This is a genomic window from Microbacterium sp. WCS2018Hpa-9 (genome assembly GCF_031843745.1).
In the GTDB taxonomy this organism is placed as follows: domain Bacteria; phylum Actinomycetota; class Actinomycetes; order Actinomycetales; family Microbacteriaceae; genus Microbacterium.
Genome location: NZ_JAVTIY010000001.1, coordinates 1 through 22672, shown reverse-complemented (window position 1 = coordinate 22672; position 22672 = coordinate 1). Strand labels below are relative to the sequence as shown.

The following is a 22672-nucleotide window of genomic DNA, read 5'->3' as shown; positions in this document are numbered from 1 at the left end:
GGGCCGCTCGAAGGCCCCGGAGCATTTCGGACACTAGTAAGACCCTTGTCAAGTCCAATCTCCGGAAAGATCGATTGACAACGGGTCAGAGTCCTAGTATCGCACACGTGTGGGCATGCAGGTGCAATCCGTCGAAGTTCGCGCCTGAGATGTCAGCCGCGCCCCGGCTTGTCCTCGTCGCCGCTGGGGCGTGAGGCGAGATAGCGCTCGAGCTCTGCGGCCAGCTCGTCAGCGCTCGGCAGGTCGCGCTCGTTGAAGCCGCCCTCGTCGTACGACCCGTCCTCGGGGTCGCGACCGGCCATGTAGGCGTCGTAACGGCGCTCGAGTCCCTGCACCATCTGCTGCAGCTCGTCGTTGCCGAGCACCTGATCGTCGACCCGGGTGAGGTAGTCCTCGCGACGCTCCTGCACCTCGTCGAGCAGGATCACCAGGCCGGTCGCCGCCATCAGCTTCTCTGCCGCCGCGATCACGGCGTCGGGGTTCTCGGTCTCGGCGAGATAGTGCGGCACCAGCAGCACGAAGCCGACGACGCGATCGCCGTGCTCGGCGAAGCGGAACTCGAGGAGGTGACCTGCGGTCGCCGGCACCTGGGTGCGCGGACGCCAGACAGAGTGCGCGACCGTGAGCTCGCGTCTGTTGCCGCTCACCGTCGTGCCGATGGGGCGGGTGTGCGGAACAGGCATCGCGATCGAGTGCACCCAGTTAAGCCCTGACACCTCGAACTCGTCGGCGAGTTCGAGCACGGTGCGCGCGAACTCGTTCCATGCGAAGTCCGGCTCGTAACCGGCGAGGAGGAGGAACCTCTGACCCAGGGCATCCGTCGCGAGCGACAGTTCGAGCCGTGCGGGGCGGAACTCGGTCAGGTGGTCCTGATCGAAGGAGATCACCGGGCGACGCGCGCGGTAGTCGAGCAGCACGTCATTGTCGAAGACCACGATCGGCTGAGGAGATGTCGTCTCTCGGAGGTGCTCGATGAGCCCCGAGACCGCGTTGCCCGCGTCGGTGAATCCGGTGAGGAGCAGGACAAGGGGCAGTCCGCGCGGCACGACCGGCGCGTTCGCTACACGTTCATGGATCTCTCCGGAGAAGGGCATGAGTCAATGCTACGAGCAGCGTCGGACGGCCGGGCGGTGACCTTCAAGCTGAGAGCGAACACCCGCTCGGCGACCGGACGCGGGACCAACCTAGGATGGAGTCATGACGCTTCCCGCGCTCTCGCGCACCTCAGATCAGTTCCCCGGAAGCGCTGCAGACGCCGCAGTGCTCGTCATCCCCGAGATCTCGGACTCGACGGAGTCGTTGAACGGCTACCCCGGACTCGCCGAATCGCTGCAGGGCATCGGCTTCACAGGTTCGGCGTCAGCCTTCACCCGGGCTTACGCACCCGAGGTCACGACGCTGCCGTTCGCCGTCGTCGGTGTCGGGCGCACGCCGGACGCCCAGGGCGTGCGCAACGCCGTGGGCGCCGCGCTCCGCTCGTTGACCGGCTTCGAGACGGTGTCCGTGGCCTTGGCCCCCGGCCTCGAAGGCTTCGCGGCCGCCGCGGCAGACGGCGCAGTGCTCGGCGGCTACCGCTTCGACGGCTACCGCAAGGACCCGGGCAAGAGCCGCGCGTCGTCGGTCGTGCTGCATGCAGACCTCGACGACACCGCTCTCTCGAGGTCGATCGCCGTCGGTGAGGCAGTGGCCCTGATCAAGGACCTCGTGTTCGTGCCCGCCGAATGGCAGAGCCCGGCCCAGCTCGCTCAGAGCGCGGCAGACAGCGTCGAAGGCCTCGCAGACGTCACCGTCGAGATCCTCGTCGAGAACGCCCTCGCCGAGCAGGGCTTCGGCGGCATCCTCGGCGTCGGTCAGGGCTCCGACAGGCCGCCCCGCCTCGTGCGACTCGACTACGCACCTGCGAACGCCTCACGCCACATCGCCCTCGTCGGCAAGGGCATCACGTTCGACACCGGCGGACTCTCGCTCAAGCCGGCCGCCTCGATGGTCGGCATGAAGTTCGACATGGCGGGCGCCGCGACGAGTGTCGCCGCGCTGCGCGCGATCGCCGCCCTCGGCCTGCCCGTGCACGTCACCGCCTGGCTCTGCATCACCGACAACATGCCGTCGGGCCGGGCTCTGCGTCCGGGCGACGTCATCCGCATCCTCGACGGCACGACCGTCGAGGTTCCGAACACGGATGCCGAGGGCCGCCTGGTCATGGCCGACGGCCTCGTGGCCGCCAGCCGCGAGAACCCCGACGTCATCATCGACGTCGCGACTCTCACCGGCGCGATCGTGATGGCCCTGGGCCACCGTCACACCGGCGTGTTCGGTGACGACGACGCGGTCGCCGAGTTCCTCGCCGCGACCGACGCCGCCGACGAACTGGCGTGGCACATGCCGCTCCCGGCTTACATGGAGGACTCACTCGACTCCCCCATCGCCGACATGCAGAACGCCAACATGAGCGATCGCATGGGCGGGGCCTCGTACGCAGGGCTCTTCCTGCGCCGCTTCGTCGGCCGAGTCTCCGACGAGAAGGATGCACCCCGCATTCCCTGGGTGCATCTCGACATCGCCGGCTCCGGCGAGCACAACGGTGCGCCGTACGGCTTCACCGACAAGGGCCCCACAGGAGCGATGGTCCGATCGATCATCGCGTTCGCCGAAGCATCCCACAAGGAGGCATGACCATGACCACGCACACCTTCGACATCGTCGTCCTGGGCGGAGGCAGCGGCGGATACGCCGCGGCTCTGCGTGCGAGCGAGCTCGGCAAATCCGTCGCGCTCATCGAGAAGGACAAGGTCGGCGGCACGTGCCTGCACCGCGGCTGCATCCCGACGAAGGCTCTGCTGCACGCGGCAGAGGTCGCGGAGCACGTGCGAGATGCCGCGCACGTCGGCATCTCGGCGACTCTGGAGGGCATCGATCCCGCTGGTGTCCGCGCTTACCGCGAGGGAATCGTCGCGAAGAAGTACAAGGGCCTCGAGGGCCTGGTGAAGGCGCGAGGCATCACCACCGTCGCGGGCTTCGGCCGCCTCAACCCTGACCGCTCGGTGAGCGTGGGCGACGACGTGTACGTCGGCACAGACGTGGTCCTCGCCACAGGCTCGTACAGCCGGACTCTTCCCGGACTCGAGATCGGCGGCCGGATCCTCACCAGCGAGCAGGCGCTGTCGCTCGATGTGATCCCCGAGCGCGTGCTGGTTCTCGGCGGTGGCGTCATCGGCGTCGAGTTCGCCAGCGTGTGGCGCTCGTTCGGCACCGAGGTCACGATCATCGAGGCGCTGCCGCATCTCGTCCCGAACGAGGACATCGCGATGAGCAAGGGTCTCGAGCGAGCATTCCGGCGCCGCGGAATCCAGTACTCCCTCGGCGTCCGCTTCCAGAGCGCGGCTCAGGATGACAGCTCGGTCACCGTCACGCTCGAAGACGGCAAGGAGTTCACTGCGGACTACCTGCTCGTCGCCGTCGGTCGCGGACCCGTCACGGCCGACCTCGGCTTCGAAGAGGCGGGGGTCACGCTCGACCGCGGCTTCGTCACGGTCGATGATGATCTCCGAACCGGCGTTCCCGGGCTCTGGGCCGTCGGCGACATCACGCCCGGCCTGCAGCTCGCGCACCGCGGATTCCAGCAGGGCATCGCGGTCGCAGAACGCATCGCCGGGCTCACACCCGCGAACGTCCCCGATATCCAGATCCCGAAGGTCACCTACTCGAGCCCCGAGGTCGCCTCCGTCGGCGTCACGGAGGAAGCGGCCGTCGTCGAGCACGGCGCCGATGCCGTGGTGGCCTACGAGTACAACCTCGCCGGGAACGGCAAGAGCGAGATCATCGGCACCGGCGGGCTCGTGAAGGTCGTCCGGCTCAAAGACGGCCCCGTCATCGGCGTCCACCTGCTCGGCGACCGTGTGGGCGAGCTCATCACCGAGGGCCAGCTGGCCGTCGCGTGGGAAGCCCACCCCGAGGACATCGCTCCGCTGATCCACGCGCATCCCACGCAGAGCGAGGCACTCGGAGAAGCCTTCCTCGCCCTGGCCGGAAAGCCGCTGCACGCCCTCTGAACACCAACCGGTGAACAGTTCACTAAGCTAGACACGCGTCATTTAACTTCCTGAAGGAGACTCAGTCATGAGCACATCCGTCGTCCTCCCCCCTCTCGGCGAGAGCGTCACAGAGGGCACCGTCACCCGCTGGCTCAAGCAGGTGGGAGACACAGTTCAGGCGGATGAGGGCCTGCTCGAGATCTCGACCGACAAGGTCGACACCGAGATCCCCTCGCCTGTCACCGGTGTGATCGAGGAGATCCTCGTCGCCGAGGACGAGACCATCGAGGTCGGCGCGCTGCTCGCGCGCATCGGCGACGGCAGCGCAGCTGCTCCGGCGGAGGACGCTCCTGCGGCCGCTGCTCCCGCCGCAGAAGAGACGGTCGAGCCGGCCGCGCCGCAGGCCGAGGCTCCCGCACAGCCCGAAGCTGCCGCGCCCGCCGCCGCCGAGGCGGCTCCCGCAGCCGCACCCGCAGGCGACGCCACCGACATCGTTCTCCCCGAACTCGGCGAGAGCGTCACCGAAGGCACCGTGACGCGCTGGCTCAAGCAGATCGGCGACACCGTCGAGGTCGACGAGGCTCTTCTCGAGATCTCGACCGACAAGGTCGACACCGAGATCCCGTCACCCGTCGCCGGCGTGCTGCAGGAGATCGTGGCAGCCGAAGACGAGACCGTCGAGGTGGGCGCTGTGCTCGCCCGCGTCGGCTCCGGAGCAGCCCCCGCGGCCGCACCGGCAGAGGCACCCGCGCCTGCCGCAGCCGAGGCGCCCGCTGCCCCGGCTCCTGCGGAAGCGCCTGAGGCGAAGGAATCCGTCTCGGAGGCACCCGTCGACAAGCCCGCAGAGCGGCCTGCCGCTGAGGCGCCCGTGGCGGCCCCCGCACAGGCGGCTCCGGAGCAGGCCACCGGCGGTGCCGCGGCCGCTTCGGCTCCGGCCGAGCAGAAGCTGTCGCTCCCGACCGAGAGCGACAACCTGTACGTGACCCCGCTCGTGCGCCGTCTGGCATCGCAGCAGGGCGTCGACCTCGCCAGCGTCACCGGCACCGGTGTCGGAGGACGCATCCGCAAGGAAGACGTCCTCAAGGCCGCCGAGAGCGCATCGTCGGCACCGGCCGCTGCTGCTGCTCCCGCTCCTGCTGCCCCCGCTCCGCTCGAGGTCTCGCCGCTGCGCGGCACCACCCAGCCGATGTCGCGCCTGCGCAAGGTTCTCGCCAAGCGTGCGGTCGAGTCGATGCAGCAGACGGCTCAGCTCACGACGGTCGTCGAGGTCGATGTGACCGCTCTTGCGGAGTACCGCGACAGCGTCAAGGCCTCGTTCCTCGAGAAGACGGGCGACAAGCTGTCGTTCCTGCCGTTCTTCGCCCTGGCCACCGCGGAGGCGCTGCGCGCCTTCCCGATCGTGAACGCCACGGTCGACGGCGAGCAGATCGTCTACCCTGCGTCCGAGAACGTGTCCATCGCCGTGGACACCGAGCGCGGCCTGCTCACTCCGGTGCTGCGCGACGCGGCTTCGAAGAACATCGCCGAGATCGCGCATGAGATCGCCGACCTCGCGGCTCGCACGCGGGACAACAAGCTGAAGCCCGATGAGCTCGCCGGTGGCACGTTCACGCTGACCAACACCGGTTCGCGTGGTGCACTGTTCGACACTCCGGTCGTGTTCCTCCCCCAGTCGGCCATCCTCGGCACCGGAACGGTGGTCAAGCGCCCCGGTCTGGTCAAGGTCGGCGGCTCGGACGCCATCGCCGTGCGCTCGTACGTGTACCTCGCGCTCTCGTACGACCACCGCATCATCGACGGAGCTGACGCCGCCCGCTTCCTCGGCGCAGTGAAGGCCCGCCTCGAGTCGGCGCAGTTCGCCGCTCAGCTCGGAGCCTGACCACAGCATCATCCTGGCTGGTCCGCGACGTCGTACACGTCGCGGACCAGCCATTTCTCTGCGATCCGGACGAGCACGACCATCCGCTCCCCGCCTCCCGGCGCCGCAGCATCGCCGCCCTCTGACGAGGACACCCGGATCACCGCGACATCTCCATACTCATCCACCGGTTCGAGCTGCAACGCCCCCTCGCTGTCGCCGCCCAGCGCATCCACGACACCGACAGAGCCTTGAGCGACAGCACCGTCGCAGACCTTGTCGTCGTGCTCGCCGCAGATGCCGATCGCGCTGATCAGCATCCGCGCCGCCTCGACGGGATCCACCGGGTCGGATCCGTCGCTCGGCGATCCCTCCGCCGACGGCACAGGTGACGGCGCCGCATCCGGCGCTGGAGCTGACGGAGAAGACGTCGGCGACGAAGCGGACGGGACGCGGTCGACCTCCGTCGCGCGCGGAGTGCTCTTCGGGACGGCCTTGGCGCCGCCGCCGTCCGGCTCTCCCGTCGCTCCGCCGGGCCAGAGCAGTCCGCCTACGAGCACCACGGCAGCCGCCACCGCGGCGACGATCGTTCGCCGACCGCGTCTCACGGGAGTGCGTCCGCTCGCTGCGGTGCCCACGTCTGCGAGCTCGCCACGACGGACGGACCCTCCGTCAGCACGGCGCCAGGGTCGGTGCTCGAGCCCGAGGGCGACCGCTGCTCGCCACGCGCTGACGCGATGCCCGATCGCAACGACGATGCGCGACGACAGCGCCCCGACTCCGCTGCTCTGCCGCGGCAGCGACGCGCGGCTTCTCAGCTGGCGCCGCTGGTCGGGCCGTGCGACGACCGCGTGCCTCGCCGCATCCGCGTCCCTTGCGAGTTCGGGCGCATGCACATCTCGCCTCAGCGGTTTCGAAGCCGCCGTGTCGAACAGCTCCGCCTCCCACCGCTCGAGCTGCCGGGCCGGCATCCCCGGTCTTGCGGTGTCTGCACCCAGCCCCTCCTCGATCGCGGCGAGCAGACGAGCGAGCGAGCGGTCGGCGCAGTCCTTCCGCAGCCGAGCCACGAGAGCGGCCGCCGCCGCTCGCGCAGTCTCGCCGGAACCGAACACGAACGTCGGTCGCCCGTCGTCGGTGAGCCACCACTCGCCGGTCGCTTCGTGATCCGCCGCTCTCGCAAGCTCGCCCATGCCGCGCAGGATGCTGGCCACAAGAGTGGTCATCTCTCCGGAGGCGAGCGCTGCGTCGGCTGCGGCCCGACGTCCGATGAACGAGGAGACCCGCTCGGTGCACCACGGCAGAAGTACGTCATGCCCGTCGGATCGCCTCACGACGTCGAGCGGCCCTGCGACATGATCGTCGCCGGCGTGCTCCCACCCCACCCACCCGCTGATCGACGACGAGTCGACCTGCACCGCCACCGACCCGCCTCGGGTGACCAGCGTTCCCGCATACGGTCCTTCACCCGCGTCGATCCTCCTGATCACGCGATGCGCACCGGGGACGAGCACCGCCTCTCGCGGTCGCGCTTCTGTGTCTGCCATCAGCCCATGTCAGCGCATCGCACGGATCGGGTGTGGAAGGGAACCGCGATGTGGACGCATCCGTGAGGATCGGTGACCGGTGCAGAGGAAGATGAGGACCCGGAATCCGCCTGACGCGAACGACGCCATGAGCGTGCTCCGGAGTCGGTATTCTTATGCACATGGCAAACCGCACGTCCGCGCCCGAGAAGCGTCCGGGATTCTTCTCCCAGATCAAGTCCCTCTTCAAGTTCACGAGGGAGATCTACCCCTGGCTGCCTTGGGCTCAGATCGCGCTGCTGGTCATCGGTGTGCTCCTCGGCGTCATCGTCGGCTACCTGATCCCCCCGTTCCAGGTGTGGACGCTCATCCTCTGGGGCATCTCGGGTCTGATGCTCGGTCTGCTCGGCGCGATGTTCCTGATGACGCGTCTGTCCACCTCGGCGATGTACCAGAAGATCGACGGAATGCCCGGTGCCACAGGCCACGTGCTCAGCACCAGCCTCGGGCGCAACTGGCAGGGTTCCGAGACCCCGGTGGGGATCAACCCGAAGACCCAGGACGCCGTCTACCGCACGGTCGGACGCGGCGGTGTCGTCGTCGTCGGAGAGGGCTCACGCGGACGCCTGAGCCGTCTCGTCAACGACGAGCGCAGCAAGGCCGCCCGCGTCGCCCACGGCGTGCCCGTCACCGTGCTCTACGTCGGCCACGGCGATGACGACGTCGCGATCGCCGATCTCGCCAAGACGATCAAGAAGCTTCCGAAGGTCATCGACAAGGCCACCATGGGCGCCGTCATCCGACGCATCGAGTCGGTGTCGCAGTCGATCTCCTCGCTGCCGATCCCCAAGGGCATCGACCCGACCAAGGTCAGGGCGCAGCGCCCGCGTTGACCTGACGCCCATATACGAAGAAGCGCGGCCACCTCTCTCGAGAGGCGGCCGCGCTTCTTGGTTTCACTCCGAGAGCGGCTGACGCGGGAGGCGGCGGACCTTGGCGCGGCGACGTCGGCGCTCGGGCACCATGGATCGCATCTCGTCGAGCTTGCCGAAGCAGAAGAGCCGATCCTCTGCCTCGAGCACGACGTGCTTGCGTGGGTTCGGGATGACGGAGACCCCGCGGTGCAGCGTGAGCACGGTGATGTCGCGCTCCCAGAGCCCGGCCTCGCCGAGCGTCTTGCCGACGAGGTCGACAGCGCCGTGCACCATCAGCTCGGCGACGCCGTAGCCCGTCGAGACCGTCAGGCGCTGGCGCACATCGATCTCGGGGAACGCCACCTGCCCTGCGATGTAGTCGATGATCGCCCCGGCGACGTCGAGCTTGGTGGCCGTCTCGATTCCCTGCAGCCCTGGCGAGGAGTTGACCTCCATGACCAGCGGGCCCTCGTCGCCCTCGAGCATGTCGACTCCGGCGACGCGCAGGCCCATGATCTGGGCCGAGCGAACAGCCGCGCGTTCGTAGATGGGGTCGAGCTCCACCGCTTCGACAGAGCCGCCGCGATGCACGTTGGAGCGGAACTCGTCTCCGGCTGCCGATCGTCGCATCGCCGCCACCACCCGGTCGCCCACCACGAGTGCGCGGATGTCCCGACCACGGCTCTCGGAGATGAACTTCTGGATGAGCACGTTCTGGTTGGTCGAGTGGAGGGTCTCGATGATCGCCTCGGCCACCTTCACCTGGGGCGCGAGGATGACGCCGATCCCCTGCGTGCCCTCGAGGAGCTTGATGACGACGGGAGCACCGCCAACCCTTTCGATGGCCGGCCGCACGTCGGCCCGATTGCGCACGAAGGCCGTCGGCGGCATCGCGATGTTGTGCCGCGAGAGGATCTGGTTCGCGCGGAGCTTGTCGCGCGCACTCGAGATCCCGTTCGCCGTATTCGGCGTGTACACGTCCATCTGCTCGAACTGGCGCACGACGGCAGTGCCGAAGTAGGTGATCGAGTTGCCGATACGGGGCAGGATCGCGTCGTAGTCGCTGAGCTGACGACCGCGGTAATGCAGGTCGGGCTCGTCGGCCGTGAGATCGATCGCGAAGCGGAGCGTGTTCAGCACCTTGACGTTGTGACCCCGCTGGAGCGCGGCGGCGCGCAGCCTTTGGGTGGAGTACGCCTGCGGCGCGCGAGAGAGCACTGCGATCTTCACGGAGGATTTCCTGCCAGGATGGTGGGGTGAGTAAGTCATCCCATTCAAACACCCTTATCGGGTGGCGAGAATGGGTGAGCCTGCCCGATCTCGGAGTGGACTGGCTCAAAGCCAAGATCGACACGGGCGCTCGGACCTCTTCGCTGCACGCATTTCAGATCCAGGAGTTCGAGCGCGACGGCGTGTCGTGGGTTCGCTTCCGGGTGAAGCCTTGGCAGGACAGCCAAGAGGATGCCGTGATCGTCGAATCCCCGGTGCATGATCGCCGTGCCATTCGCAGCTCTTCCGGCCATGCACAGCAGCGACTCGTCGTCGAGATGCTCATTCGTCTGCACGACCGAGAGGTGCTGGCCGAGGTGACGCTGAGCAACCGAGATGAGATGGGATTCCGGATGCTCATCGGACGCGAGGCGCTGCGACAGGGCTACGTCGTAGACCCCGCACGCTCGTTCCTCGGAGGTCGCGCACCGCGCGAAGCGCGACGACGCAATCGCGGCAAGGAGTGAGCCGCGTCAGGCGCGGATGAGAACGAGTCCCGTCAGCTTGTCGTGAATACCGCGCTGGTCGGCATCCCAGATGACCGCAGGGATGACGACGACGATGAGCAGCGTGCGCACGATCGGTCGCCACACCCCCACCCAACCCCCGCCGAGGCGCACGACGCGCATGCCGAGGATGCGGTGCCCCGGGCTGCCGCCCGCGGTCGGGATGAAGAGGATCTGCAGCAGGGCGAATACGCCCATCGGCGCGAACATCGTCAGGCCGGCCTCTGCGGGCAGTGCGAACTGGTCGTACCCGAGGAAGCCGGTGGCGATGATCGTCGCAGCGACGTAGTCGATGAGGAGAGCCCCGATCCGCCGTCCAGGGCGGGCGATGCTGCCCGTCCCCGTCTGCGGCATTCCGAGTCGTTCTCCGGGGTACGTGTTCACAGCATCCGTCACGTAACCAGCCTACCGGCGCGTAACATGCCGGAAACAAAGCGGATACCGTGGGGTAACGCCCCGCACGTACTGTGCACAATGGCCGTGAAGCCATCGATCCGCAATCCAGGAGTCGTACATGTTCAAAGATTCGTCCGAGGTGCTGACCTTCATCAAGGAGAACGACGTCAAGTTCCTTGACATCCGATTCACTGATCTCCCTGGTGTGCAGCAGCACTTCAACATCCCTGCGGCCACTGTCGACGAGGACTTCTTCGTGGACGGGCAGCTGTTCGACGGCTCCTCGATCCGCGGCTTCGCCAGCATCCACGAGTCCGACATGCAGCTGATCCCCGATGTCACCACGGCGTACATGGACCCCTTCCGCGAGGCGAGCACCCTCGTGATGATCTTCGACATCTACAACCCGCGCACGGGAGAGATCTACTCGAAGGACCCGCGCCAGGTCGCCAAGAAGGCCGAGAAGTACCTCGCCTCGACCGGCATCGCCGACACCGCGTTCTTCGCCCCCGAGGCCGAGTTCTACATCTTCGACGACGTGCGCTACTCGGTCACCGCCGGCGAGAGCTTCTACAAGGTCGACTCCGAAGAGGCCGCATGGAACACCGGTCGTGAGGAAGAGGGCGGAAACCTCGCCAACAAGACCCCGTACAAGGGTGGCTACTTCCCCGTCAGCCCGGTCGACAAGACCGCTGACCTGCGCGACGACATCACCCTGAAGCTGATCGACGCCGGGTTCATCCTCGAGCGCTCGCACCACGAGGTCGGCACCGCCGGCCAGCAGGAGATCAACTACCGCTTCGACACCATGGTGCACTCGGCGGACGACATCCTGAAGTTCAAGTACATCGTCAAGAACACCGCCGAAGAGTGGGGCAAAGTCGCCACCTTCATGCCGAAGCCGCTCTACGGCGACAACGGCTCGGGCATGCACACGCACCAGTCGCTCTGGAACGACGGCAAGCCGCTGTTCTACGACGAGGCAGGCTACGGCCAGCTCAGCGACGTCGCCCGCTGGTACATCGGCGGACTTCTCGCACACGCTCCGGCTGTGCTCGCGTTCACGAACCCGACTCTGAACAGCTACCACCGTCTGGTCAAGGGCTTCGAGGCTCCGGTCAACCTGGTCTACTCGGCAGGAAACCGCTCGGCTGCCATCCGCATCCCGATCACGGGCTCCAACCCGAAGGCCAAGCGCATCGAGTTCCGCGCTCCCGACGCGTCGGGCAACCCGTACCTCGCGTTCGCGGCGCAGCTCATGGCAGGACTCGACGGCATCAAGAACCGCATCGAGCCGCACGAGCCCGTCGACAAGGACCTCTACGAGCTTCCCCCCGAGGAGGCCAAGAACATCCCCCAGGTCCCGAACTCCCTGCTGGACTCGCTCGACGCTCTGAAGGCGGACCACCAGTTCCTCCTCGAGGGCGGCGTGTTCACCGAGGAGCTCATCGAGACCTGGATCTCGTACAAGTACGAGAACGAGATCCTCCCGATGGCTCAGCGCCCCCACCCGTTCGAGTACGAGCTGTACTTCGGCGTCTGATCCGCACGAACGACACGCACGAGAGAGCCCTCCCCGGTCACCCGGTGGAGGGCTCTTTCGTGTTGTGCGGGAGAACCTCCTGCGATCGTCCGATGTCAGAATTCGAAACGGGGCGCGGCCAGGACCTCTTCCTCGAACTTCCTGGAGATGATCGGGCCTGGGGTGACGCCGAAGTCCTTCAGATCGTCGTCGAGATCCGTACTGCCTTCCGCTGCCTTCCTCGCCTGTTCGACTGCGTGCTCGTCCACATCGTCGGCGGACTGGATGAACGGAAGTAGGTCCTGCAACGACAGGCCATGCACGATGTCCAGCTCGAATCCTGACGAACTCACGTAAAGCCGCCCTCCCACATTCACACCGTATCCACCGCCTTTGCCTGACGCTTCGAACTCGCTGAAACGCTTCGTGGAGACGTACTTCTGCACCACCCCGGTGACAACGGCGCAGAACAGGAGCTTCTTCCGCCCGCCCGCGATCGGCTGCTCCTTCTGGCGCCTGAACCACTCGTCGAGTTCGCCCATCCATTGCTGCCCGACCACCTTCGCCGATGCAGCGGCGTTGTCGACGACCCTCATCTCGAGCATCTCTGTCGCGCCCACCTTCGCCGACACGAACGAGAGGAACCCTGCGTCGGCGGCAGTCTCATGATTGACGAGGAGTTCTTGGCGTGTGACTGGCTTCTTGAGAACGGACTCGGGATCGATTTCGAGCTCCATGCTGTACGCGTGGCTTCGGAGTTCCTCGTCACCATCGAACTTGTAATAGACACGTCCGAGCAGGCTGGCAGGGGACTGGGTCTTCGCGTCGTCGCGAAGCCACGCGACGGTGTCCTCGAATCCCAGCTTCTCGCGCGCTTCCTCCGATTTCGGAATCGGTATCCGATCGATGATCTCGTCGTCCATGACGCTGTTGACCACATCCGTGGTGTGCTTGCCACCCATGATCGCTCCTCGCTGAGGCGCCAAGCGACGAGGCCCCCAGACCCTTGTCCACCCGAACATCTTGGCTGTGAAGGCCAATGGTCCTCTCCGGACCAAGTCGCGTCAAGCGGGTCGGACGAGAGGAGTATGGGACCGCCCGCGCACTCAGTCGGTGAGGTCCAACACCGGCTCGTTCATCGTCAGGGGCGCACCACGCAACTCCAGGGGTGACAGTGCCGACCATCTCGAATCCCGCGCGTCGACAGACCTCGTTCGAGCCCGCGTTCTCGACGGGCGGGAGTGCTGTCAGGAACTGCCGCTCGGCGCAGTGCTGCCGCGCATCGTCGAGCAGCAGCCCGAGAGCTCGATGCCACGCCTCTCCCCCTGCGCCTCCGGAAGGACGAACCACCCCGTCTCCAACGCCGGCTCGCCACGCCACTCGACGTTCCAGAACCCGATGGAACCCAGCGAATGCGAAGCATGGACGTAGCTCGGCGCGTAGCCACGACCAGAAGCTGCCTCGTCCGCAAGCTCACGCAGCTCTACAGGATCACTCCGGCCGAACGGGCCGGTCGTCGACGTCCGTGCTCCGTGTGCGGCGAGACCGCCGTGGTCGTCACGTGGGTAGTGAGTGACAGAGGAGAGGCCGTCTGCAGAGTCTGCGGGGCGACGTACGCTGCCCCTGATGCGGATCCGGAGGAACGAGAGTGAGCGAGCTCGACTATCGCCAAGCAACTAAGCGCGTGCGGCGCTCCATGCGCACGATCAAGCTCTGGCGCAGGGCAGGTCTCGAGATGGGCGCGGCCATCGGTGGACGGCGCGTCGTTGAAGTAGACAGACAAGGCGGTGCGATCATCACGGTTACTCGCTCGGGCGGCGGCGGAAGTGGAGGGGGAAGATGAATATTCGTTACGACCCCAAACCCGGGGAGTCAGATCGCCAGATCGCGGAGATCGCCAAGCCTGACGGTCGAGGCGAGATCATTCTCGACTTTGACCGAGAGGGAAGACTCATCGGTATCGAAGTACTTGCAGCCAAGACTCTTCTGCGCCCTGCAGCTTTAAGCGAGGCGACTCTTCTGGAGCCACCCGCTACCGATCACGAGTCTTAGACGCCGGCGACCACCCGACCGCTTCGGCGTCTGATCCGCAAAAGCTTCGAGAACGCGCCCGAGCTCTGGCTCGGGGGCGATCTCGTCTTCCTGCTTCGCCACGAACTGCGCCATGTCCGTCTTGCGGGGGATGCGGGTGCTCCTCCGTTTACGTATCGTCCTTCACATGACCGAATCCGACGAGAACTCCGAATCACCCGAGAACTCGATGAAGAAGCCGGGTGTCGGCATCGCCCTCGGTATGGCGATCGGTCTTCCGATCGGTGCGGGGGCAGGCACGCTGCTGTTCGACAACGTCGGCGTCGGGGTTGCGTTGGGACTGGCGTTGGGCGTCGCGTTCAGCGCAGGGTTCGAATCGTCGTGGAAGGGCGAGAAGGGCGAGAAGCCTGAGTAGCGCGCACTCAGTCGGCGAGATCCAGCACCCACTCGTTCATCGTCAGGTCCGCACCGCGGAACGTATCGGTGACGGTGCCGACCATCTCGAACCCGTTTCGACGGCATACGCCGTTTGACCCCGCGTTCTGCGTCGACGGGAATGCCGTCAGGAACCTGCGTCCACCACGGTGCTCTCTCGCATCGTCGATCAGCAGCCCGAGGGCTAGGGAAGCCACGCCTTTCCCCTGCGCGTCAGGGACCACGAACCACCCCGCCTCGAGCGCAGGCTCGTCGCGCCACTCGACGTTCCAGAACCCGATGGAACCCAGCGAACGTCGATCGTCGTCCTGGATCACGAACATCCTGGCCTCTCCCGCCTCCCACAGCCGCAGGTAGCGGGCATTGCGATCGAGCAGCTGCTGCTCGCTCTCGACGCCGTTGAGGTGAGCCGTCATCTCCGGCGTGTTCGCCAGACGCAGCAGCTCGAGATCGCCCGCCGACCAGGGTCTGAGTATGAGCGCATCCATGCGTGAACGATCGCACGGGCATCCGACATTCGCCCCGCTATACACCACAATCGGCGCGTCCGTGTCGCGCTTGCTTTCGACAGCCACGACTGGTCAACTGAGGGGTCCGAATGAACACAGTGAGGGGCCATCATGCGCCGCAAGAACGACAGTCTGCAGCCGAAGAAGGTCCATACTTCGGAGACTCCCCCGGCGCAGCCCAAGACCGCCGCCGCGGCCATCGCCCGGATCAACCCCTTCACGTTCGGCCTGCTCGGCGCGCTGGGCGTGCTCGTCGCACTGATGCTCGGCGGGATCATCAATCAGCTCGCGACGGTGCTGGTCTACATCGGGGTCGCGATCTTCCTCGCGCTCGGCCTCGACCCGATCGTCGCGTTCATCGAGCGCAAGCTCCCGCGCCCCGCCGCGGTCGCGATCGTCGTCTCCGCCGTGGTCCTCGTCTTCGCCGGGATCATCCTGGCCATCGTGCCGCTCCTCATCGAACAGGTGACCAACCTGATCAATGACGGCCCGCAGATGGTCGAGGACTTCATGGCCAGCGCGTGGTTCAAGGACGTGAGCGAGCAGTTCGGCTCAACCTTCGATGACGCGGCGCAGGGCGTGCTGAGCTTCGTGCAGGATCCGGGCAACATCCTGAACATCAGCGGAGGAGTCTTCGCGGTCGGCGCGGGCATCGCCGGAGGCTTCACCGGCGTCACGATCGTGCTCATCCTGACCCTGTACTTCATGGCCTCACTGCGCAGCATGAAGCGCGTAGCGGTGCGCTTCGTCCCGATGTACCAGCGGGACACCTTCGGAGGACTCCTCGAGGACGTCTCCGGCGCAGTCGGTCGCTACGTGATGGGACAGGCGAGCCTCGCGCTGATCAACGGCGTCCTGAGCCTGATCGTGCTGAGCATCATCGGCGCGCCCGTGCCGGCCCTGCTCGCGCTGATCGCCTTCATCGGATCGATGATCCCGCTCGTCGGAACCCTCAGCGCATCGATCATCAACGCGCTGATCTGCCTCATCGTCAGCCCGGTCACCGCACTCATCGCGTTCGGCTACTACCTCGTCTACATGCAGATCGAGGCATATGTCCTGTCACCGCGAATCATGAACAAGGCGGTCGCCGTTCCCGGTTCCCTCGTCGTGATCGCGGCCATCGCCGGCGGCGCGCTCGGTGGCATCCTCGGCGCTCTCGTCGCGATCCCGGTCGCCGCCAGCATCATCATCATCGTTCAGAAGGTCGTCTTCCCGACGCAGGACAGCAAGGTCGTCCCGCCGGGAACGCTCAGCGAACGGTGAGCGCGGAGGGCTGAACCCGCACAGTGAAGTCGGAGACCGCTCCGACCTCTTCGCCATCGATCTCGAACGTCTGCGGCGACGCGAGCTCGACCCGGATGCGTTCGGCTGAAATGTGGGTCGTCGAGTCCGTACTCACGGCGGTATCGACATTGCCCATCATGCGGCGGATGCCGTTCTCCCAGACGAAGGCGCGGACGGTGTCGAGCCACTGCAGCGGCCCATCGGCGCTCACGAGCAGCATGTCGAGCAGCCCGTCATCGAGCACGGCGTCCGGCAGGAGGCGGATGCCGCCCTGCACCATGCCGCAGTTGCCGATCAGCATCGTGTGACCGCGAAGGCCCTGCGGCTCCTGATCATCGAGCGTGAGGGTGATGTCGGTCATTTCGGTGCCGGCCAGGGCACGCCCCATCGCCTCCACGTATGCGATCCATCCGGCACGGTTCTTCAGGTCCTCGTCGGTCTCCACCAGCATCTGAGCGTCGATGCCGAAGCCGACCATCACCACGAACGCATGCTCGGTGCCGTCGTGGTCGACCCAGCCCACGTCGATCCGCTGCGGCTCGCCGTCGCGGACCCGCTCCAGTGCGGCGGGGATGTCGTTCAAGGGGATCTCGAGATTGCGAGCGAGCAGGTTGCCGGTGCCCTGCGGCACGATGCCGAGCGCGGAATCCGTGCCCGCCAACGATTCCGCGACCGCCCGCACCGTACCGTCTCCACCGACGGCGATCACCAGGTCGCAGTCTGCGGCCACGGCCTCTGCGGCCATGCCGCGGCCCGGGTCCTCGATGCTGGTCTCCCACCACGCGACGGGCGTCTCGACTCCGTCGGAGACGAAGGTCGCGGCAACGGCTTCGCGCAGCGAATCCCCGTCAACCTTCGACGGGTTCCAGATAATACCGAGCTTCGAGATCGTCATGCGCTCAGCCTGTGCGACCGGCGCTGAAAAGGCAAATGACGCGCATGCCCTTGACGCGACGTGTGTGCGCCTACCCGTAGAAGAGCTGCTCGAAGGCCCTGCGCGCACGCCGGGTCACGCCGAGGTAGTCATCGTCGAGCACGCTCGCTGAGCGGTCGGGGTATCCGAGCAGCCGGCCGATCGCGTCGAGGTCGCGCGGATCCGTCGGCAGCACGTCGCTCGTCTTGCCCGTGTACAGGGTGATCGCGGAGCGCAGACGGCTCGACAGCAACCACGCGGCGCGGAGGAGATCGGCGGCATCGGCGGGCACGAATCCCGCGTCGACGGCAGCCCCGAGGGCAGTGAGCGTAGACGTGGTCTGCAGTTCGGGCACGTCGTGGGCGTGCTGCAGCTGCAGAAGCTGCACCAGCCACTCGACATCGCTGAGCGTGCCAGGTCCGAGCTTCAGATGACGACGCGGATCCACCCCCTGCGGCAGCCGCTCCCCCTCGACACGAGCCTTGATCCGCTTGATCTCGCGGGTGCCCTGCAGATCGACCTCTGCGGGATACCGGATGCTGTCGGCGAGGGCGGTGAACTTCGCGATGAGAGTGGTGCTGCCCGCGACCCCTCGTGCCCGGAGCAGCGCCTGCGCCTCCCACGACAGCGACCAGCGTCGGTAGTACTCGGCATACGCCTCGATCGACCGCACCACAGGGCCGTTACGTCCCTCCGGTCGGAGGTCGGCATCGAGGTCGAGCGGCACCCGATGATCGGTCAGGTGCTCCCGGAGTCCTGCGACGATCCTCGTGGCGAGCGACTGCGCACGCTGAGGATCGACGCCGTTCGCGTCGTAAACGTAGAGGATGTCGGCGTCAGAGCCGAAACCCAGCTCCGCTCCCCCGAAACGCCCCATGCCGATCACCGCGAAGTCGAGCGCCTCATCGTCGGCGGGCACGATCTCACGTCGAACCGCGCGCAGCGCCGCCTGGATCGTCGCGTCGGTGATCTCGGTCAGCGACGTCGCGATCTGCTCGATCGAGAGCACGTCGAGGACGCCGCCCATCGCCGTGCGCAGAAGTTCCCGACGCCGGAGCGCTCGGACGGCCTGCAGTGCATCACCCACGTTCTTGTGGCGCGTCTGGATGGCCCTGGCCTCCTCGTCGAGCGCGGCACCGCTGCGGGGACGCAGCAGCTCGCTGCTGTCGAGCCAGGCGACGGACTCGGGGATCCATTCCATGAGCTCGCCGACATAGCGTGACGACGACAGCAGCCTCGTGAGGCTCTCAGCGGCACCGGACGAATCCCGCAGCATCCGCAGGAACCAGGGGGTGTCGCCGAGTCGCTCGCTGATGCGACGGAAAGCGATCAGGGCATAGTCCGGATCGCTGCCGTCGGCGAACCACCGCACCATTACCGGCATGAGATGCCGCTGGATGGTCGTTTTGCGGCTCAACCCCGTCGTGAGAGCGCCGATGTGCCGCAGAGCACCTGCCGGATCGCGGAAGCCGATCGCCATGAGCCGGTCGTGCGCCTGCGCGGTCGAGAGTGTGCGTTCCTCTTCGGGCAGTGACGCCACGGCGCTCAGAAGGGGACGGTAGAACAGCCGGGTGTGGATGTCGCGCACCTCGCGCCGGACGCTCTCCCATCGAGCCCAGATCGCCTCTCCGGATTCGCCGAGGCCCGTGCTGCGAGCCAGCACCCGAAGGCCGGCGGGCGTCCGGGGCATCAGATGGGTGCGGCTGAGCTCCCTGAGCTGCAGCCTGTGCTCCATCAGCCGCAGCACGCAGTAGTCGTCCGCGAACGACGCAGCCTCGGCCCGCCCGATGTAGCCGCCCGCGACGAGCGCGTCGAGGCTCTCCAGCGTGCCGTGCGTGCGCAGACGCGGGTCGGTGAGGCCGTGCACGAGCTGCAGGAGCTGCACGGTGAACTCGATGTCACGCAGGCCGCCAGAGCCCAGTTTGAGCTGGTACGGCGCATCCTCGGGGTCGATGTGCTCCATGACCCGCTCGCGCATGCGCTGCACGCTGTCGACGAAGTTCTCCCGTGCGGCGCTGGAGAAGACCTTGGGCTGCACCGCGGCGATGTACTCGGCGCCGAGCTGAGGATCGCCCGCCAGAGGTCGTGCCTTCAGCAGCGCCTGGAACTCCCAGCTCTTGGCCCAGCGGTCGTAGTAAGCCAGGTGCGAGCCGAGCGATCGCACCAGCGCGCCCTGCTTGCCCTCTGGACGGAGCGCCGCGTCGACCTCCCAGAGCGGCGGTTCGACCTCGATGCCGCTCAGTCCGCGCATCGTCTCCCTCGCGAGGCGCGTCGCGATGTCGATCGCCCGAGATTCCGAGACGACGTCTTCGTCTGCTGTTCCCCCGACGAAGATCACGTCGACGTCGCTGACGTAGTTCAGCTCGCGTGCGCCCGCTTTGCCCATGCCGATGATCGCGAGCTGAGTGGCAGCGACCTGGTCGCGGCTCATCGAGTCGACCAGCCGCCGACGGGCGATTGCCAGCGACGCCTCCAGTGCAGCACCGGCGATATCAGCCAGCGCCGCGGCGACGTCGGCGACGATCCGCACCGGGTTGTGCGCGGTCAGATCGACCGCGGCGATCAGTGCGAGGTTGCGTCGGTAGGCCACGCGCAGCGTGACCACCGCGCTGTCGTCGCCCGACTCGGCGAAGCCGTCTCGCGCACCGACCGCGTCGAGCATGCGCTCACGCAGCTCGTCTGCCGACGGCAGCCCCGTCGATCGATCGGCCAGCACCGACACCTCGGTCGGATGCCTCAGGAAGAAGTCGGCGAAGCCCTGAGACGCCCCGAACACCCTCCACGCGCGTCTGCGAGCCCGCTCGTCGGCGAACAGAGCCGCGATCGGTGCGGCATCGCGTCGCGCCACGCGCAGCATCCCCTCGACCGCCGCATCGGGATCAGCAGCATCGGCCTCACTGAGCAGAAGAGACCGTTCGACGCCGATCAGCGTCGCGAGCTCGGTGAGATTCGCCGCCGCCTCGCTGAGCTCGGCGAACCCGAGCCTGGCCAGCGCGGAGAGAGAGACGGAGTCGTCCGAACGGGCCATGGGCGACGCTCAGAGCAGCTCGAGGTTGTTCTTCAGCTCCAGCGGCGTGACCTGGCCACGGTAGGCCTCCCACTCCTTGCGCTTGTTCAGAAGCACGTAGTTGAAGACCGACTCACCGAGGGTCTCGGCCACCAGCTCGGAGCTCTCCATGTATTCGAGTGCATGGTCGAGGCTCGCAGGCAGCGCTGAGTATCCCAGTGCACGACGCTCGGCATCGCTGAGCGACCACACGTTGTCTTCGGCCTCCGGCGGCAGCTCGTACTCCTCTTCGATGCCCTTGAGACCCGCTGCGAGCATGAGCGCGTAGGCGAGGTAGGGGTTCGCTGCAGAGTCGAGCGCGCGGTATTCGACGCGCGACGATCCGCCCTTGTTGGGCTTGTACATCGGCACCCGAACGAGCGCGGAGCGGTTGTTGTGGCCCCACGTGACGAAGCTCGGAGCCTCGTCGCCTCCCCAGAGACGCTTGTACGAGTTGACGAACTGATTGGTCACCGCCGCCATCTCGTTGGCGTGCCGCAGGAGTCCGGCGATGAAGTGGCGACCGGTCTTGGACAGCTGGTATTTGGCGCCCTCTTCGTAGAACGCGTTGCGCTCCCCCTCGAAGAGCGACATGTGCGTGTGCATGCCGCTTCCGGGGTGGCCGCTCAGGGGCTTCGGCATGAACGTCGCGTAGACGCCCTGCTCGATCGCGACCTCTTTGATGACCGTACGGAACGTCATCACGTTGTCGGCCATCGTCAGCGCGTCCGCGTAGCGGAGATCGATCTCGTTCTGCCCCGGCCCGCCCTCGTGGTGGCTGAACTCAACCGAGATGCCGAGGTCTTCGAGCATCCGCACCGACCGGCGGCGGAAGTCGTGAGCCGTGCCGCCGGGGACGTTGTCGAAGTAGCCCGCAGAGTCCACCGGCACCGGGCCCTCAGGACCGAACGACGACGACTTGAGCAGGTAGAACTCGATCTCGGGATGCGTGTAGAAGGTGAACCCGGCATCGGCGGCCTTCGCGAGCGTGCGCTTGAGCACGTGCCGCGGGTCGGACACGGCCGGCCGGCCGTCGGGCGTGGTGATGTCGCAGAACATGCGCGCGGTGGGGTCGATCTCGCCGCGCCACGGCAGGGTCTGGAACGTGGTGGGGTCGGGCTGTGCGAGAAGGTCGGACTCGTAGCTGCGGGTCAGGCCCTCGATGGCAGAGCCGTCGAACCCGATCCCCTCGGCGAACGCGCCCTCGACCTCGGCCGGCGCGATGGCGACGGACTTGAGCGTGCCGATGACATCGGTGAACCACAGGCGGACGAACTTGACGCCGCGCTCTTCGATCGTCCGGAGGACGAAATCTCTCTGCTTGTCCACGGTCACTCAGCGCCCTTGCCGGTGCCGGCGTCCCAGCCGCTCTCGGCGGCTTCCTCGTCGGCCCAGGCGCGCGAGCGCTCTTTGAGCTTCTCGGGAGCCCGAGATGCCTCGGCCTCGGTGTCGAAGGGGCCGACGCGGTCGGCCGATGCGGAGATCATGCCGAACTCCACCTGACCGGTCTCCAGGTTGTACCAGTACTTCTTATCGCCGTTCGACATGGCCGATCCCCTTCTTCACGTGGTGTCATCGATCCTATCGGCGCTGACGTCGGTCGCTAAGCTATCGACCATGGCAAAAGCGATCGGCGTCGACATCGGCGGCACGGGTATCAAGGCAGGTCTCGTCGACCTGGAGCACGGCATCATGGCCTCGGACAGGGTGCGCGTGCCCACTCCCAAGGGCGCATCCCCCCAGGATGTCCTCGAGGCGGTGCGGACCGTGTTGAAGACCCTCGACGTGAAGACCCTCGACGTGCAGGACACGGCACTGCCGCTCGGCGTCGCGTTCCCCGCGATCGTCAAGCGCGGCAAGACCCTCTCGGCCGCCAACGTCTCGAAGGAGTGGATCGACTTCGACGCGGAGAAGTTCTTCCGCGACGGTCTCGGACGCAACATCGTGTTCGTGAACGACGCCGACGCTGCCGGAGTCGCCGAAGCCCGCCACGGTGCGGCCCGCGACGTGCGTGGCTTCACGCTGCTCACCACACTCGGCACCGGCATCGGATCGGCCTTCCTCTACGACGGCGTGCTGCTGCCGAACACCGAGCTCGGTCACCTGAACTTCGGCGAGTACGAGTCCGTCGAGACCTATGCCGCGACCTCCGCGCGCGAGCGTGAGGGTCTCAGCTGGCCCGAGTGGGCCGAGCGACTGCAGAAGTTCTACTCGCACATCGAGTTCCTCTTCAGCCCCGACCTGTTCGTGGTCGGCGGCGGCGTGTCGAAGAACGCCGGAGACTTCCTCCCGCTGCTCGACCTCAAGACCCCGATCGTCCCGGCGATCCACCGCAACAACTCGGGCATCATCGGCGCGGCCTCCCTCGCCGGCGACTGACCCCTCCGCGACCATCGAGAGCAGAAGGCCCCCCCGGTCCGGCGGGGCCTCGG

At 66.9% G+C, this 22672-nt stretch carries 20 protein-coding genes; 10 read left to right on the top strand and 10 right to left on the bottom strand.

Annotated features, from left to right (window positions below):
- Positions 1-152: 152 nt before the first annotated feature.
- The gene (locus tag RQG82_RS00095) at positions 153-1094 is read right to left on the bottom strand and encodes a PAC2 family protein (RefSeq protein ID WP_311257122.1); all 942 of its coding nucleotides are present in this window, start codon (positions 1092-1094) and stop codon (positions 153-155) included.
- Positions 1095-1197: 103 nt separating this feature from the next.
- Here RQG82_RS00095 and RQG82_RS00090 point away from each other — a divergent pair, with 103 nt between their 5' ends.
- The 3 genes from RQG82_RS00090 (at position 1198) to sucB (ending at position 5910) form a co-directional block, all read left to right on the top strand.
- The gene (locus RQG82_RS00090) at positions 1198-2673 is read left to right on the top strand and encodes a leucyl aminopeptidase (protein WP_311257121.1); all 1476 of its coding nucleotides are present in this window, start codon (positions 1198-1200) and stop codon (positions 2671-2673) included.
- Positions 2674-2675: 2 nt separating this feature from the next.
- Positions 2676-4049, top strand: a complete 1374-nt coding sequence (gene lpdA, locus RQG82_RS00085; RefSeq protein WP_311257120.1) for a dihydrolipoyl dehydrogenase — start codon at positions 2676-2678, stop codon at positions 4047-4049.
- 67 nt (positions 4050-4116) lie between these two features.
- Positions 4117-5910, top strand: coding sequence for a 2-oxoglutarate dehydrogenase, E2 component, dihydrolipoamide succinyltransferase (gene sucB / locus RQG82_RS00080; protein ID WP_311257119.1), 1794 nt, complete (start codon positions 4117-4119; stop codon positions 5908-5910).
- A gap of 8 nt (positions 5911-5918) precedes the next feature.
- On the opposite strand, the gene RQG82_RS00075 is transcribed toward sucB, so the two are convergent.
- On the bottom strand, positions 5919-7433 hold the full coding sequence (locus RQG82_RS00075; RefSeq protein ID WP_311257118.1) for a hypothetical protein: 1515 nt from the start codon (positions 7431-7433) through the stop codon (positions 5919-5921).
- A gap of 161 nt (positions 7434-7594) precedes the next feature.
- Between RQG82_RS00075 and RQG82_RS00070 the strand changes: the two genes are divergently transcribed.
- Positions 7595-8305: a DUF4191 family protein gene (locus RQG82_RS00070; RefSeq protein WP_311257117.1), complete on the top strand. Its 711-nt coding sequence runs from the start codon at positions 7595-7597 to the stop codon at positions 8303-8305.
- A gap of 63 nt (positions 8306-8368) precedes the next feature.
- On the opposite strand, the gene RQG82_RS00065 is transcribed toward RQG82_RS00070, so the two are convergent.
- A complete protein-coding gene (locus RQG82_RS00065; protein WP_311257116.1) occupies positions 8369-9556 on the bottom strand; it encodes a RimK family alpha-L-glutamate ligase in 1188 nt (395 codons plus the stop codon).
- Between the two features lie 26 nt (positions 9557-9582).
- Here RQG82_RS00065 and RQG82_RS00060 point away from each other — a divergent pair, with 26 nt between their 5' ends.
- On the top strand, positions 9583-10062 hold the full coding sequence (locus RQG82_RS00060; RefSeq protein ID WP_311257115.1) for an ATP-dependent zinc protease: 480 nt from the start codon (positions 9583-9585) through the stop codon (positions 10060-10062).
- A gap of 6 nt (positions 10063-10068) precedes the next feature.
- Here the strand turns inward: RQG82_RS00060 and RQG82_RS00055 are convergent, their stop codons facing one another.
- Positions 10069-10455 (bottom strand): RDD family protein, encoded by a 387-nt coding sequence (locus tag RQG82_RS00055; protein WP_311257785.1) that lies wholly within the window; start codon positions 10453-10455, stop codon positions 10069-10071.
- Positions 10456-10615: 160 nt separating this feature from the next.
- Here RQG82_RS00055 and glnA (RQG82_RS00050) point away from each other — a divergent pair, with 160 nt between their 5' ends.
- Positions 10616-12040: a type I glutamate--ammonia ligase gene (gene glnA, locus RQG82_RS00050; protein WP_311257114.1), complete on the top strand. Its 1425-nt coding sequence runs from the start codon at positions 10616-10618 to the stop codon at positions 12038-12040.
- 95 nt (positions 12041-12135) lie between these two features.
- On the opposite strand, the gene RQG82_RS00045 is transcribed toward glnA (RQG82_RS00050), so the two are convergent.
- On the bottom strand, positions 12136-12981 hold the full coding sequence (locus RQG82_RS00045) for a hypothetical protein (RefSeq protein WP_311257113.1): 846 nt from the start codon (positions 12979-12981) through the stop codon (positions 12136-12138).
- 877 nt (positions 12982-13858) lie between these two features.
- Between RQG82_RS00045 and RQG82_RS20105 the strand changes: the two genes are divergently transcribed.
- Complete coding sequence (locus RQG82_RS20105; RefSeq protein ID WP_396653527.1) at positions 13859-14071, top strand: DUF2283 domain-containing protein; 213 nt, start codon at positions 13859-13861, stop codon at positions 14069-14071.
- A 166-nt stretch (positions 14072-14237) separates the two neighbouring features.
- On the top strand, positions 14238-14465 hold the full coding sequence (locus tag RQG82_RS00040; protein ID WP_311257112.1) for a hypothetical protein: 228 nt from the start codon (positions 14238-14240) through the stop codon (positions 14463-14465).
- A gap of 7 nt (positions 14466-14472) precedes the next feature.
- On the opposite strand, the gene RQG82_RS00035 is transcribed toward RQG82_RS00040, so the two are convergent.
- On the bottom strand, positions 14473-14973 hold the full coding sequence (locus RQG82_RS00035) for a GNAT family N-acetyltransferase (RefSeq protein WP_311257111.1): 501 nt from the start codon (positions 14971-14973) through the stop codon (positions 14473-14475).
- Between the two features lie 132 nt (positions 14974-15105).
- Here RQG82_RS00035 and RQG82_RS00030 point away from each other — a divergent pair, with 132 nt between their 5' ends.
- Entirely contained in the window at positions 15106-16260 is a 1155-nt protein-coding gene (locus tag RQG82_RS00030; RefSeq protein WP_311257110.1) for an AI-2E family transporter, read from the top strand.
- Here RQG82_RS00030 and RQG82_RS00025 read toward each other — a convergent pair.
- From RQG82_RS00025 to RQG82_RS00010, 4 genes are all read right to left on the bottom strand, one after another.
- The gene (locus tag RQG82_RS00025; protein ID WP_311257109.1) at positions 16247-17176 is read right to left on the bottom strand and encodes a diacylglycerol kinase family protein; all 930 of its coding nucleotides are present in this window, start codon (positions 17174-17176) and stop codon (positions 16247-16249) included. The two genes, RQG82_RS00030 and RQG82_RS00025, sit on opposite strands and share 14 nt — an antisense overlap.
- Positions 17177-17246: 70 nt before the next feature.
- Positions 17247-20222 (bottom strand): bifunctional [glutamine synthetase] adenylyltransferase/[glutamine synthetase]-adenylyl-L-tyrosine phosphorylase, encoded by a 2976-nt coding sequence (locus tag RQG82_RS00020; RefSeq protein ID WP_311257108.1) that lies wholly within the window; start codon positions 20220-20222, stop codon positions 17247-17249.
- 9 nt (positions 20223-20231) lie between these two features.
- Positions 20232-21569, bottom strand: a complete 1338-nt coding sequence (gene glnA / locus RQG82_RS00015; protein WP_042541155.1) for a type I glutamate--ammonia ligase — start codon at positions 21567-21569, stop codon at positions 20232-20234.
- A 2-nt stretch (positions 21570-21571) separates the two neighbouring features.
- Positions 21572-21787, bottom strand: a complete 216-nt coding sequence (locus RQG82_RS00010; protein WP_311257107.1) for an SPOR domain-containing protein — start codon at positions 21785-21787, stop codon at positions 21572-21574.
- A gap of 70 nt (positions 21788-21857) precedes the next feature.
- On the opposite strand from RQG82_RS00010, the gene ppgK reads away from it, so the two are divergent.
- The gene (gene ppgK, locus RQG82_RS00005; protein WP_311257106.1) at positions 21858-22619 is read left to right on the top strand and encodes a polyphosphate--glucose phosphotransferase; all 762 of its coding nucleotides are present in this window, start codon (positions 21858-21860) and stop codon (positions 22617-22619) included.
- The last annotated feature ends 53 nt before the right edge of the window (positions 22620-22672 follow it).